The sequence below is a fragment of the Nonomuraea sp. NPDC052129 genome (assembly GCF_040680095.1).
Classification (GTDB): Bacteria; Actinomycetota; Actinomycetes; order Streptosporangiales; family Streptosporangiaceae; genus Nonomuraea.
Window position 1 is genome coordinate 85,387 of the sequence record NZ_JBFAVX010000025.1, and the last position, 13,829, is coordinate 99,215.

11 protein-coding genes are annotated in these 13,829 nt (G+C 71.1%); 6 read left to right on the forward strand and 5 right to left on the reverse strand.

Annotation, left to right across the window (positions count from 1 at the left end):
- The first annotated feature begins 1 nt into the window (after position 1).
- The 6 genes from AB0L53_RS39925 (at position 2) to AB0L53_RS39950 (ending at position 5,990) form a co-directional block, all read left to right on the forward strand.
- Entirely contained in the window at positions 2 to 1,246 is a 1,245-nt protein-coding gene (locus AB0L53_RS39925; protein WP_364005813.1) for an extracellular solute-binding protein, read from the forward strand.
- Complete coding sequence (locus tag AB0L53_RS39930) at positions 1,243 to 2,124, forward strand: sugar ABC transporter permease (RefSeq protein ID WP_364005816.1); 882 nt, start codon at positions 1,243 to 1,245, stop codon at positions 2,122 to 2,124. Before AB0L53_RS39925 ends, AB0L53_RS39930 begins: the two co-directional genes overlap by 4 nt.
- Entirely contained in the window at positions 2,121 to 2,987 is an 867-nt protein-coding gene (locus AB0L53_RS39935) for a carbohydrate ABC transporter permease (RefSeq protein ID WP_364005819.1), read from the forward strand. Before AB0L53_RS39930 ends, AB0L53_RS39935 begins: the two co-directional genes overlap by 4 nt.
- Positions 2,984 to 4,744 carry a beta-galactosidase family protein gene (locus AB0L53_RS39940; RefSeq protein WP_364005821.1) on the forward strand — a complete coding sequence of 587 codons (1,761 nt, stop codon included), beginning with the start codon at positions 2,984 to 2,986 and terminating at the stop codon, positions 4,742 to 4,744. Before AB0L53_RS39935 ends, AB0L53_RS39940 begins: the two co-directional genes overlap by 4 nt.
- 308 nt (positions 4,745 to 5,052) lie before the next feature.
- Positions 5,053 to 5,286, forward strand: a complete 234-nt coding sequence (locus tag AB0L53_RS39945) for a hypothetical protein (protein ID WP_364005824.1) — start codon at positions 5,053 to 5,055, stop codon at positions 5,284 to 5,286.
- Between the two features lie 50 nt (positions 5,287 to 5,336).
- Positions 5,337 to 5,990 (forward strand): DUF1349 domain-containing protein, encoded by a 654-nt coding sequence (locus tag AB0L53_RS39950; protein ID WP_364005827.1) that lies wholly within the window; start codon positions 5,337 to 5,339, stop codon positions 5,988 to 5,990.
- 66 nt (positions 5,991 to 6,056) lie between these two features.
- Here the strand turns inward: AB0L53_RS39950 and AB0L53_RS39955 are convergent, their stop codons facing one another.
- The 5 genes from AB0L53_RS39955 to AB0L53_RS39975 are packed head-to-tail and all read right to left on the reverse strand — an operon-like array spanning position 6,057 to position 13,689.
- On the reverse strand, positions 6,057 to 7,049 hold the full coding sequence (locus AB0L53_RS39955) for a hypothetical protein (protein ID WP_364005830.1): 993 nt from the start codon (positions 7,047 to 7,049) through the stop codon (positions 6,057 to 6,059).
- A 2-nt stretch (positions 7,050 to 7,051) separates the two neighbouring features.
- The gene (locus AB0L53_RS39960) at positions 7,052 to 10,699 is read right to left on the reverse strand and encodes a serine/threonine-protein kinase (RefSeq protein ID WP_364005833.1); all 3,648 of its coding nucleotides are present in this window, start codon (positions 10,697 to 10,699) and stop codon (positions 7,052 to 7,054) included.
- A gap of 55 nt (positions 10,700 to 10,754) precedes the next feature.
- Entirely contained in the window at positions 10,755 to 11,450 is a 696-nt protein-coding gene (locus AB0L53_RS39965) for a response regulator (RefSeq protein ID WP_364005836.1), read from the reverse strand.
- A complete protein-coding gene (locus AB0L53_RS39970) occupies positions 11,420 to 12,538 on the reverse strand; it encodes a hypothetical protein (RefSeq protein ID WP_364005839.1) in 1,119 nt (372 codons plus the stop codon). The genes AB0L53_RS39965 and AB0L53_RS39970 overlap by 31 nt, the downstream gene beginning before the upstream one ends.
- Complete coding sequence (locus AB0L53_RS39975; protein WP_364005842.1) at positions 12,535 to 13,689, reverse strand: ATP-binding protein; 1,155 nt, start codon at positions 13,687 to 13,689, stop codon at positions 12,535 to 12,537. The genes AB0L53_RS39970 and AB0L53_RS39975 overlap by 4 nt, the downstream gene beginning before the upstream one ends.
- Positions 13,690 to 13,829 lie beyond the last annotated feature (140 nt).

The window sequence follows — 13,829 nt, forward strand, 5'->3', positions numbered from 1 at the left end:
ATTGACGACTGTCCTGTTGATCGGCGCCCTCGGCCTGGCCGCCTGCGGCAAGAAGAACAGCGGCGAACCCGTTCAGCAGTCACTGTCCTACCGCTCGTCCTGGGGCGCGGCGGAACCCCAGGCGAAGATCATCAAGGCGATCTTCGACGATTTCGCCAAGGAGACGGGCACCAAGGTCGACGTGAAGTTCGTCGGCCGCACCGGCAACGAGAACCTCAACGCCGAGATGGCCTCCGGCCAGGGCCCCGACCTGTTCGACACCACCACCGGCGACATCGACACGCTGACCGCCCAGCAGATCGTCGGCCCGATGGACGACGTGGAGAACGCGCAGGTCCCCGGCGAGGGCAAGACCGTCAAGGAGGTGCTCCCCGAGCCGGTACGGCGGGCCTCCTCCGGCAAGAACGGCCTGGCCTATGTTCCGCACACGATCATCTCCACCGCCGTCTGGTACAACGCGGCCAAGCACCCCGGGCTGAAACCGCGGACCTGGGAGGAGTTCATCGCCTTCCTCGATGAGTCCAAGAAGGCCGGCCGCACCCCGATCGGCCAGGACGGCACCATCGCCTTCTACAACGTCTACTGGTTCTACAGCCTGCTGGTGGGCGCCAACGGCGCGGGGAGCCTCGCCGAGCTGGCGAAGGACCCGGCCAACTGGGACAAGCCGCAGGTGCTCGACGCGGCGAAGAAGGTCGAGCAACTCGCCAAGGGCGGCTACTTCCAGCGGGACTTCATGGCGACCAAGTTCCCCGCCGCGCAGAACTCCTGGGCGCAGGACAAATACGACCTGAACCTCAACGGCACCTGGCTGGCCAGCGAAGTCCAGCCCCAGCTGGCTCCCGGCTTCAAGATCGCCTCGTTCCAGCTTCCCACCGGCGGTAAGAACTCCATCGAGGTGGGCACCCTCGGCTGGGGCGTGAACGCCAAGGGCAAGAACGTCGCCACGGCCAAGAGGTTCCTGGCTTTCGCGCTGCAGAAGAAGTACATGGAGCAGTTCTCCACCGTGGCCCTGAACATCCCCTCGCGCGGCGACGTGCCCGCGCCCGCGCACATGGCGGACGTGCAGAAGGCGGTGCTGGAGGCCAAGGAGACGCACCTGAGCTACGACTACGCGGGTGCCGACAAGATCTGGTGGGGCGATATGTTCCTGCCGCTGAGCGACAAGCTCCTGTCCGGCAAGATCGACGCGACCACGTTCGTCCGCGAGGGCAAGAAGCAAACGGCCGAGCACCTGGCGACCGGGTGAAAACCTATGAACGGGCCTTCTGGCCCTTCCTGCTGCCCGCCCTTCTGGTCTACACCCTGCTGTTCGTCGCGCCCTCGCTGTTCGGGATCTGGGTCGGCTTCACCAAATGGTCAGGGCCCGGCTCGGAGATGACCTGGCGCGGGCTGGACAACTACGTGGCGCTGCTGCACAACCAGGTCTTCGTCACGGCCTTCACCAACACCTTCGTGATGGCGACCGTCGGCGGCGCCCTGGTCTTCGGCTTCACCTTCCTCGCCATGGTCGTGCTCAGGCAGCTCAAGGGGCGGGCCTTCATCCGGGCCGTCGTCTTCCTGCCGATGGTGATCTCGATCATCGCGATCGGCGCGGCGGTGGGCTTCCTGCTCAACCCCGAGGGCGCGGTCAACACCGTGCTCGAGTGGATCGGCCTGGATCCCCAGCCCTGGCTCGGCCCCGAGATGGTGTTCCGCTGCATCGTGGGCGGCCTGGTGTGGTCGAGCACCGGCTTCTACGTCGCGCTGATGATGTCGGCGGCCGACGCCATCCCGACCCACGTGTACGAGGACGCCCTGCTCATCGGGGCCACCAAATGGGAGCAGTTCCGGCACATCACGCTGCCGTTGACCTGGGACGTCTTCGCCGTCGCCGCCGTCCTCTGGGTGGTCGGCAGCCTGAAGATCTTCGACATCGTGCTGGCCTTCACCACCGCGGGAACCGCCGCCGCACCGCCGATCCCCGCCCGCACGATCGCGGTGCAGCAGTACATCGTGGTGAAGGGCGCCGGCCTGCCGGACCTCGGCAGCGCGGCCGCCATGGGCGTGATGACGCTCCTCGTGACGGCCGTACTGATCGTGCTGACCCGGCGCATCACCAGACGTGACCGAGTGGAGCTGTCATGAGACGTCTGATCGGGGACATCCTGCTGCCCCGGGCCACGGCCATCGCGTTGTGGGCCTGGGTGGCCTTCAACCTCGCCCTGGTCGGGTGGGTGGGCATCCAGTCGCTGAAGGATTCGGGCGAGGTGTGGCAGGACCCGTTCGGCCTGCCGAAGACCCTGCGCTGGGACAACTTCGGCTCGGCGTGGCAGGCGGCGGAGTTCTCCGCCGCGGCCATGAACAGCGTGGTGCTGACCCTGTTCGGATCCGCGATGATCGTGGCGGTGTCCGCCCCCGCCGCCTATGTGCTGGCCCGCTCGAGCCGGCGCGTCGCCGGCCACGCGATCAACTATTTCGCGATTGGGCTGAGCATCCCGATCCAGACGATCCTGGTGCCGATCGTGGTGATCAAACTGTCGGTCTACACCTTCATGGAGGACTGGGTCACCGGCTGGTGGGACAACCGCATCACCTTGCTGGTCTTCCAGGTGGCGCTGTCGGTGCCCTTCGCGGTGTTCGTGCTCACCGGGTACATGCGCTCGTTGCCGCACGAGATCGAGGAGGCGGCCGAGATCGACGGCGCGGGCCCGCTCCGCGCGTTCGTCCAGGTCATCGTGCCCGTCGCCAGGCCGGGCCTGACCACCGTGCTGGTGCTCAACGTCATGGGCCTGTGGAACGAGACTCTGCTCGCCCTGCTGATCGCCCCTCTCCCCGAGGAACGCAACCTGCCCGCCGCGCTCCTCGGGCTGTACAGCAGCATGCAGTACAGCTCCGACTGGGGCGGCATGTTCGCCGGCATCGTGATCCTCGTCTACCCCATGATCGTGCTCTACATCTGGCTGGGCCGCCGCATCGTCGACGGCATGACCGCCGGAATCAGCAGGTGATCCGCGAGATGCGTACCTTCTCCGTCGATGGCGGCTCATTCCGGCTGGACGGCGCGGAGTTCAGGGTGCTGTCGGGCGCGGTGCACTACTTCCGCGTGCATCCTGAGCAGTGGAAGCACCGGCTGGCCATGGTGCGCGCGATGGGCCTCAACACGGTCGAGACGTACGTGCCGTGGAACCTGCACGAGCCGCGGCCGGGAGACTTCCGCCGCCTGGACGACCTGGGCGCCTTCCTCGACGCGGCGGCGGCCAAAGGGCTCCTGGCGATCGTGCGGCCCGGGCCGTACATCTGCGCCGAATGGGACAACGGCGGGCTGCCCACCTGGCTGACCGGCGCCCTCCGCGCAAGCGACCCTGGCTACCTGGCTCACGTCGACCGCTACTTCGACCGGCTGATCCCCCAGGTGGCCGAGCGTCAGGTCACCCGCGGCGGCAACGTGATCATGGTCCAGGTGGAGAACGAGTACGGCTCCTACGGCAGCGACCACGCCTACCTGCGCCACCTGGCGGACGGCCTGATCAGCCGCGGCATCGAGGTGCCCCTGTTCACCTCCGACGGGCCGGCCGACCACTACCTGAGCGGTGGCACGATCGACGGCGTGCTGGCCACGGTGAACTTCGGCTCCGATCCTGAGCGGGCCTTCGCCGCGCTGCGCGCCCACCGGCCGGACGACCCGCTGTTCTGCGCGGAGTTCTGGTGCGGCTGGTTCGACCACTGGGGGCACGAACACGTCACCCGCGACCCGCGGGACGTCGCGGACGTCCTGGAGCGGATCCTGGCCGCGGGGGCGTCGGTGAACCTGTACATGGCGCACGGCGGCACCAGCTTCGGCACCTGGGCGGGCGCAAACCGTACCGGGGACGACAGCGCCGGCCCATGGCGGCCGACGGTGACCTCCTATGACTACGACGCGCCCATCGACGAGCGCGGCGCCCCCACCGAGAAGTACTGGCGGCTGCGGGACGTGCTCTCCCGCTACGGCGGCGAGCTCCCCGACGTGCCGCCCGTGCCCGCCACGCTGCCTCCCGCCACGCTGCGCCCCGCGCATTCGGTGCGGCTGTTCGAGGCACTGGACGCCATCGCGCGGCCGGAGACCACCGCGCCGATGCCGCCGACGTTCGAGGAGCTGGGGCTGGAGCACGGCTTGGTCCTGTACCGGGCGACCGTTCCTGGACCGCGCGGGCCGTACCCGCTGACCCTGCGCGACGTACGCGACCGCGCGCACGTCTTCGTCGACGGCCGCCTCGCGGGCGTCGTCGAGCGGGACGCCGATCCCCCCGCGCTGGTCGCGGCCGGGCATGCCGCCCTGGAGATCCTCGTGGAGTCGATGGGACGACCCAACTACGGTCCGCTGCTCGGCGAGCGCAAGGGGATCCTCGGCGGTGTCCTGCACCACCACCAATACGTGCACGGATACACGGCGCGGCCGATCCCGCTGGAGGACCTATCGCGACTGAGATTCCAGCCGGGAACGACGAGCGAGCCGCTGTCGTTCTTCCGCACCACACTCGAGGTGGCCGAGCCCGGGGACGCGTTCCTGGCACTGCCCGGCTGGGGCAAGGGATACGTCTGGATCAACGGCGTCCTGCTGGGCCGCTACTGGAAGCAAGGACCTCAGCAGACCCTGTACATCCCGGCACCCCTGCTCGAAACGGGCACCAACGAGATCATCCACCTGGAATTGGACCAAGTGGGCTCCTTGCTGCAGATCCGCGCCCAGCCCTCGCACGACGGCTCGACGTCGCCCGCCCGGTAGCCGAGCTCGTCAATGCCAAATCCACCGCTTTCCGGACAGGGACCTGCAAATCCCACCTCAGGGAAGGTCTTTCGGACCGGTCGATGGCTGCGTGAATCGGGGACATGACCTGGGAGAGAGTCCTAGCGTCGGTCGCCGCTCGAGCACCGGCAACCCGTGTGTGGCCGACCAGATAGAACCCTGAGCGGGGCGGGCGGGATCACGTTTCCGCTCCGGCGGCCTTGCGCGCCGCCACCGCCCGCAGAGTGCGTTTAGCGTATTTATCCGGTTTATTGACGGAAAAATATGGCGTCGACAGACTCTGCGGCATGTCCCAACCCCGTGATCGTTTGCCGCGGTTCAGCCGGGCCCTCGGCCTCACCGTCCTGCTGTCCGGGCTGGTCATCGGCCCGCCGGCGGCGGCGCAGGCGCCGAGCACGTACGCCAACCCGGTGTCGGCGGGCGTGGTCGACACTTTCCCCGACCCGACGATGATCCACGGCAAGGACGGGTTCTGGTACGCCTACGGCACCCAGAACCTCGGTGTCCTCCAACGGGGGTGATCTCGGGCTGGCGACGGCACCGACCCCGACCGGGCCGTGGACCGACGCGGGTGACGTGTTGCCGTCGTCGACCGCCTGCCCCACGGGCAACATCGACCAGGCGCAGTACCGTCCCCGGCTCGCCTTGGCAGTGGGTACGCGGCCCGGCGGCCGGCGCCACCATGACCGGCGGCGCGCTGTCCTGGCCGACCCAGAACGCCGAGCTGTACCAGGGCACCAACACCGCGTCAGTGCTGCTGCGGGACGCGCCGGAGGGCGACTACATGGTGGAGACGAAGATCGACTTCGCGCCCACGCAAGCGGGTCAGCAGGCCGGGATCCTGCTGTACGAGAATGACGACCGGTACTTCAAGATGGTGCACTCGGTGGTCCCGCTGCAGCGGGGCAACGGGGCGGTGGTCCGGCTCAGCGAGTTCGCCAAGGAAGGGGAGCGGCCGACGACCACCCCGCCGACCGCGGTCTTCAACGGCCCGATGTTCGGCGGCCCGACCGCTGACACGATGTGGCTGCGGCTGTCCCGCCACGCCGACACCGCGCACGGCGAGACCGAGGTGCGCGCGGCGACCAGCAGGGACGGCGAGCACTGGGTCTACAACGGCGTGTGGACGCTGCCGGCCAAGGAGCGACTCAAGATCGGGCTGGTCTCGATGAACAAGTCAGGCGCCGTTGCCCGGTTCGACTACATCAGGACTTATCGCGACTGATCCCGCTCAGCCGGTGCGGGTCCGGTGCAGCCGATGTGGCTGCACCGGGCCGGCGCCTGGGCGGACTCAGTTGACGGTCACCCTGATCTCCGCGAACTCGTTCGCGGAGCTGGAGATCTTCACACCCCACGCACCGCTGCTCACCGCCTTGGCCTTGATCAGGTATCTGCCCTTGCCCTTGGTGACGCTCTTGCGGTTGGTGCCGGATCCCTTGAAGAACAGCTCGGCCGTCTCGTTGTTGAGCGTGCTCCAGGGGTCGTTGACGCTGTCGCGCTTCTGTACCGTGCCGGTGTGCCGGATGGTCGTGTTCTTCGGGACCGACTGGCCGCTGACCGTGTGAGATACCTGGTAGAGGCCCTTCTTCTCCACCTCCGAGTGCTGCTGGGCGCTGCGCGAGCCGCGCAGCGCCTCGGCGTCGGCGGACAGACCGCTCCCCGTGCCGGGCGTCCCGGAGTCGGGCCTCCCGGAGCCGGGGAATTCCGCCCGCCAGAAGCCGGAGTTCTGGGCGATGACGACCGCCCTGAACTCCCCGTCCTCCCCCGTCTCCGTACGGGTGATCTCGGTCCACGCGAACTCCTGGTCGGCGCGGAACTCCAGCAGGATCGGCCGACCGCCGAGTCTCGCGTCGTCTGCTCGCAGGACCCCGGTGAAGGTCAGCTCGTCGCCCTCGGGCACCGGATCGGGCGCCAGGCTGAACGCGTCGATCCGCGTCACCGCGCCCGCCTGGTCGTCGGTCGCCACCGTGAAGGTGTCCTCCACGGCGTCACCGCGCGCGCCGACCCGCGCCCGCCAGACCCCCACGGTCTTCACCACGGCCTCCGCCCGCCACAGGTCGCCGAACTCGCCGCTCTCGACGTGTTCGAACGCGAGCCTCTCCCGCTCCCCGCCGGGGCCGTACAGGCGGCCGTCGAGGCGGCGTACGCCGGCGGTCGCCACCTCGATGACCAGCGGCGCTCCGGAGATCACCGGGGTCGGCGTGATGTCCATCGACTCGATGATCCCGTCGTCGCGCAGCAGCTTCCACAGGATCGTCCGCGGGGTGGTCCTCGGGATCGCCATGATCAGCACACCTCTCTGAAGGGGATCTCGGGTATGAACCTGTCCCACTCGGCCGGGGTCAGGTCGGCGTCCGCGCGGGCGCAGATCCGGGCCACGGCCAGGGTGGGGTCGACGGGGATGGCGTGGATGGTGCCGTCCGCCGCGATGCTGTGCAGTTGCCGGCCGTCGGCGGAGAATCCCAGGGCCAGCACCCCGCCGGCGTGCGCCTTGAACGGATCGCCCAGAGAGGTACGGGCCGCCACGTCCCACAGCTGGACGCGGCCGCTGCTCCCGCCGGTGGCCAGGATGGCGCCGCCCGGCTGGAAGGCGATCGCCATGACCGTGTCGAACTCGCCGCGCCCCGGCGCCAGCCGCCCCAGCTGACGGCGGCCGAGCCCGTCCCACAGGTCGACGCCGAGCTGGCGGAAGCCGACCGCGATCGTCGCGCCGTCCGGAGCGTAGGCCAGCGACCTCGCCCCATCGACGCTGCCGCCGAACGGCCGGTCGCGCAGGACGTTCCCGGCGGTGAGGTCGATGAGGGCGGCGTCGCTGCCGCCGATCGCCAGGGTCTTGCCGTCGGGCCGGAAGGCCATCGCGTCGAACCCGTCCCTCGGCAGGTCCGCGAGCCGCCGGTGACCGCTGACGTCCCACAGCTCGGCACGGCCCTCGGCGGGGGACACGGCCAGGGTCCGTCCGTCGGGGCTGAAGGCCAGGCCGTCGATGTACTGGCGGCCGCCGACCGGCAGCCGCGCGACATCGGTCCGGCTCGCCACGTCCCACAAGGTCACCGTGGTCGTCCCGGCCGATCCGGCCGCCAGTGTCCGGCCGTCGGGACTGAACGCCAGGGCGTACGCGCCGTCGGCGTCGTCAGCGTGGTCAGCGGCGGCGTCAGCGTCCCCGGCGTGGTCAGCGGGGTCGGCGGTGTGGTCGGGGGCGTCGGCGGTGTCCTCAGCGTGGTCGGGGGCGTCGGCGGCGGGACGGCGATGGCCGAGCGTGCCCAGTGACCGGCCGGCGGCGACGTCCCACAGCACCAGGCCGCCGGGGGTCTGCAGCGCGGCGAACCGTCCGGCGGGGTCGAACGCCGCGGCGGCGGCCGCACCGGCCACATGGACGCCCGCCGTGAGGTCGAGCACCGCCACCGCGCCCCTGCCCAGCAGGTAACTGAGCCGCGTGTGCCCGGCGTCGAGCCGGGCCGAGGGCATGCCGGAGGTGTCGGTCAGCGGGTAGTGAAGGGTCGGCTCGCCGGTCGCGACGTCCCAGACGGCGATGGCCGTGCGGTCGTACGAGATGAGCAGCCGCCCGTCCGCGCTGAAGGACAGCCAGGCGGCCGTGATGCCGTCGACGAGCGAGTCCGTACGGAACCGCCTGGCGGCCAGGTCCCACAGCCGGATCTCGCCGCCCGTGGCGATCGCAGCCGTGCCGGGCCCGAAGGCGACCGCGCTGCCCGTTCCCCCGATCCGGCGTCGCGAGCCCAGCTCCCACAGCTCGTAGCGGGAGTCGGTGAAGGTGGCGGCGGCGTAGCGGCCGTCGTCGGACAGGGTGATCCGGTCGATCCGCTCGTCCCGCGTGCCCATGACCAGCTTGCCGGTACGGGCGTCCCGGACCTCGCCCCTGCCCTCAGCCGTCGCCAGGCCCAGCAGCCGCCCGTCGCGGCTGAGCACCGCGCCGAGCGCGGTCCCGGCGCTGCGTGGGCCCGCCCGGCCCGTCGCGACGTCCCAGACGCGGACGCCATCGGGGCCGCACACGGCGACTTTCGTCTGGTCGCCGCTCAGGGCGATCACGCGGACTCCCGTACCCACGCCGTCGACCGTGCGGATCGTCCGGCCGGCCTCGCGCAGGGTCACCCGGCCCGCGTCGGCGACGGCCAACACGCGGCCGTCGGCGCTGAGGTCGAAGCGCGCGTCCGCCCCGGCGGCCGGAGGTGGCAGCACGGTCAGCTCACGCTGCGCCAGCGCGCTGTACAGCACGGCCCGCGCCTCCTGGACCGGCGCGATCCGCCAGGCCGCCACGCTCAGCAGCATGGCCTTGACGGGGTCGGAGGTCTGGAGCGTCTCGGCGAGCATCGCGGTCTTGCGGGCCACCGCGATGTCCCGTTCCCGTACGGCCGCCGCCCGCTGCCCGGCGGCCACGCCCGTGGCGGCCAGCGCGACGACCAGCATGGCGGTCAGCGCCGCCATGACCTGCCGTCTGCGACGGCCCCGGACCCGGCTGTAGGCCAGGCCCGCCTCCAGGAAGGCGTTCTCGACGAGGTTCAGCGTCACGTGCTGACGGCCTGTCGCGGCCCAGCTCAGCGCGGCCTCCAGGGAGCCGCCCTGGTAGAGGTCGCCGGTACGGCGGCCGTGCGCGTCCCACCGCTGGGCGGCCTCGCCGAGTCTGCGGTGGATGCGCAGGCCCGCCCGGTCGGCGTCGATCCACCCGCGCATCCTCGGCCAGGCGCGCAGCAGGGCCGCGTTGGCCAGCGCCACCGTGTCGCCGTCGCGTACCACCAGCTCGGCCCGGGTGAACCCGAGCAGCACCCGGTCCAGCATGGGCGGGTCGACGACCCCGTCGTCGAGCTCGCCGGCCGGCACCTTGCGCAGCATGTCCTCGGCGCCCTCGCCTGGCGTGACCAGGCGCAGCATGATCTGCGGCACCACCGCCTGGTCGGTGCCGCGCAGCCGCCGGTAGATCTGCTCGGCCACCAGCTCCAAGGGCGGCTGCGCGAGCAGGGCGGGCGGCCTGATCACGTCGGCGGCTCGGCTGCCCTCGGCCAGCAGCGCCCGCGTCCCGCCGTCGTCGTCGCGCGGGACGACACCCCCGCCACCACCGTCACGCGGGACGACATCTCCGCCACCGTCAGGCGGGACGACATCCCGGCCGCTGTCGCGTGAGACGACGTCCCGGCCACCGACCAGGGCCAGCAGCAGGCTCCGGGAGCTGGGGCGCTCGCCCGGGTCCTTGGCCAAGGCCGCCGTGACCAGGGCGCGCAGCGGCTCGGCCAGGCCGGACACGTCGGGGGCGGCGGCGAGGATCTGGTGCAGCAGCCCAGCCAGGTTCTCGCCGGTGAACGGGTCCCGGCCGGTCGCCGCGTACAGGACGACGGCGCCCCACGCCCAGATGTCCACGGCCGGGCTCGCGCGCTGGCCGATGACGCTCTCCGGGGCCATGAACGCCGGCGTCCCGGCGACCTGGCCGGTCGGGGTGAGCGACATCTCCGACGTTCTGGCGATCCCGAAGTCGATCACCCGGGGGCCGTCGGGGCCGATCAGGACGTTGTCGGGTTTCAGGTCGCGGTGGATCACCCCGGCCTCGTGGATCGCGGTCAGCGCGGTGGCGATGCCGGTGGCCAGCCGGTGCAGGTCGTCCGGCCGGTACGGCCCGGCGGTCGCGACCGCCCGGCGCAGGCTGGGGCCGCCGACGTACTCGCTGACGATGTACGGGCGGGGGTCGTCGAGCTCGACCGACAGCACCCGGGCCGTACAGAACGCCGACACCTGCCGGGTCGCCGCGGCCTCCTTGGCGAACCGGTCCCGCAGCTCGGCCCCGGCGCCGGGATGCAGCACCTTGATCGCCACCCGCTGCCCGGCGGGGTCGTACGCCTCATAGACCACACCCTGGCCGCCCTCCCCCAGCCGGCCCGCGAGCCAGTATTCACCGAGCTGGCGCGGGTCGCCGGGAACAAGGGCGGGCATGTTCTCGATGGTGCAACGGCATCACCCCATCGAGAAGGGGTCTCGTCCGGCTCTCCTAGGTCACCTCTCCTGACCGCGCGGCCAGTGAGGTGTAGACGGTCACCTCGTCAGGACGGACGAGGCCGTCCTGGATGGCGCAGATGAGCAGCTTCTCCTTGGTGGGCGCGGGCCGCCCCGCCGCCGCGTACTTGACGCGGGCCCGGTCGATGTACTGGCGTACGGTCCGCTCCTTGATCCCCATCCGCGCCGCCACCGACGCCTTGGACATCGACTGGAACCAGAACAGCAGCGCGGCCCGCTCCTTGTCCGACAGCTGCGGCCGGTGCGGGCCCTCATCGGTCGCGATCGCCTGCGCCATCGGCGGCGTCATGCTCGGTTTGTCGGCGGCCACCTCCAGGATGGTCTCCAAGCAGGACTCCCGCGTGGCCCGTCCCTTGCCGATGAACGCCGAGGCCCCGGCGTCCAGCACGGCGCGCACGATCTCCGGCTCCTCGTGCTCGGAGAAGACGATGACCCGCTGCCCACCCCCGCATAACTCGGCGACCCGGTCGACGACCAAGGTGCCGTTGAGGTTGAGATCGAGCATCAGCACGTCGGCGGCCACGCCGCGGACGGACTCGATCGTGGACCCCTCCGCGACCAGGCACACCGGGCCCGGCGGGCTGAACCACGACCTGACGCCGTCCACCACGACCTGGTGGTCCTCCACCAGGGCGACGGTCACGGGCCCTGCCAGATGCTGTTGACCCATAACTCCCCTCCCTGCCGCTGATAGGTGACGACGACGCCGCTCGGCTCGTGTACCGGGGTGGTGCTGATGGGCAGATCATCATTGTCGGCCACGACCGCCACGCTCATCATGGTGGACATCGCGGACACGGTGACCCTGGCCCGCGACCTGGCGCCGTCCAATGCCCGGAGCGGCGCCCTGAGCAGGTCCTCGCGTACGCCCTCCGGCAGGTCGGGCAGGTTCTCGCCGAACGGCGGCGCCGTCACCAGGACCTGGCGGCGCTCGGCCGCGTCGATGCGCTCGCGCAACGCCGACACCAGCGCGTCGGGCACGTCCTCCCGCTCGGTGATGAGGCGGCGCAGCCGCATGGCGCCGGCCGTACAGTCCGCGCGGACGCGGGGATCGCCGGGATCGGCGCCGTCGGCCAACTGCTTCAGCAGCGACTCGGCCACGTCGCGGATGGCGTCGTACCTGCGCAGCCGGTCGGCGTGGATGCGCTGGGCGGAGACCCGCCAGGCGTCGTCGGCGGCGAGCCGGCGGGCCAGCAGCACCGCGTCCTCGGCGCGCACGCGCAGCGTGTGGCAGCCGGCCAGGTAACCGAGCTGGAGGGTGATGCTGCCGACCTCGACCATCAGGTACTTGGCGATGGAGACGCGGTCGAGCGTCCCGGTCGCGGCCATCGCCGCCAGCATGATGCCGGCGTTGGCGGCGAGGAAGACGAACAGCTCGCCCCGCCCGCGCGGCCGGTTCCACAGGAGCATGACGCCGAGCCAGCCCACCGAGCCCCAGCCCCAGTTGATGGGGCCGATCAGGTCCTTGGGGTAGCAGGCCACGATCACCGCGATGTCCAGGGCCAGCACGGGCACGGCGAGCTCGCGTCCCCGTGCCGGGCCGCTGGAGGTGCGCAGCAGGGCCACGGCGGCCAGTACGGCGATCGCGGTGTACAGGAGCCAGGCCGCCGCCGCGACCACCGGCCAGCGGAAGTCGTACCAGCCGGTGATCGTGACCGTGAGGTCGTAGCCGGTGTGCCAGAGCATGGCGATCATCACGGCGCCGATCGCGGTGTAGCGGGCGTAGCGCTGCGCGACCTGCTCGATCTCTTCGGTCACGGCCGCCACCACAGGCTCACCCGGGTCCCCTGGCCGCCGGAGGAGATCTCGGCGCCGCCGTTCGGCAGTGACCGCATCGTGTCGAGGATCGAGCCGCGTACGCCGAACCGGTCGGGCGGCAGCCGGTCCTGGTCGAACCCGCGGCCCTCGTCGGCGACCTCCACGCGGATCTCGCCGTCGCGCCTGCTGGAGAGCAGTTCCGCCTGGTGTACGCCGGAGTGCCGGGCGACGTTCGCCAGGGCCTCGGTGACGGCGCGGGCGAAGCTCTCCGCGACCTCCCCCGGCACCGTCTCCGGCGTCAGGCTCCGATGGACCTCCAGGCCCGTCACCCGCTCGGCCACCTCGTCCAGCAGGGCGTCCAGGGCGATGGAACCGGCGGCGGCGCGCGGGGTGTCCCGCAGTTTCTCCAGCGCCGACAGGTCACTCGCCGCCTGACCGCGCAGGGTGGGCGAGGGCTCGTCGTAGGTGCCCAGGCCGACCATGGTCAGCGTGTGCAGCGACGTCTCGTGGATGCTGCCGACCTGCCGCAGCTCGTCCTCGCGCCGCAGCCGCTCCACAATGAGCGTGATCTCCCTGCGCGCGCTCTCCCGCAGGAAGGCGTCCGCCGAGGCGGCCGAGCGGCGCAGCAGCAGCATCAGCACCACGATCGAGAGGATCTGTACGACGTGCGTCCCCAGCGTGATGCTCACGTCCTGGGGAGGAGAGGCGAGCCGGGCCCCCGCCAAATACGCCCCCGACACGGCCAGGCCGGTGGGGACGGCCACCTTGGGCGGCCAGGCGACCCCGGCGACGACGATGGTCATCGTGACCAGCCCCGCGATCCAGCTCGCGCCGTCCTCGAGCGCCTCCCTGGCCACGAGGTGGCGCTGCGAGAGGCACAACGTGATGGTGATGGCCACGTCACCGGCCGCCAGCCACTTCGGCAGTAGCTCCCTGCGCCACACCAGGCGGGCGAACAGCGCCGTCCACACGAGGTCCACCGCCAGCATCGGCACCAGCCACGCGACGGAGACCGGCGGCACCGCGCCGAGCGCGGCGGCGACGACCGCCACCAGGCCGACGGCGACTCGGGCCGCCGCACCTGTACGAGCGATGGCCTGCTCCAGCTGCCTGGCCGCCGAGTCGTACCTCGTGGAACCGGGGAGAGCCATGCGCCGTCCGCTCGCGATGGGAGCACAAAACGGGTCTCACGATAACGCACCGAAAGTGAACGGATCGGCTTTCTCCGCTCGTGGCGGCGGATGGGGTCATGGGTCCGCATTGCTGTTTCCTCGGGCCGGCTCTACTGCGG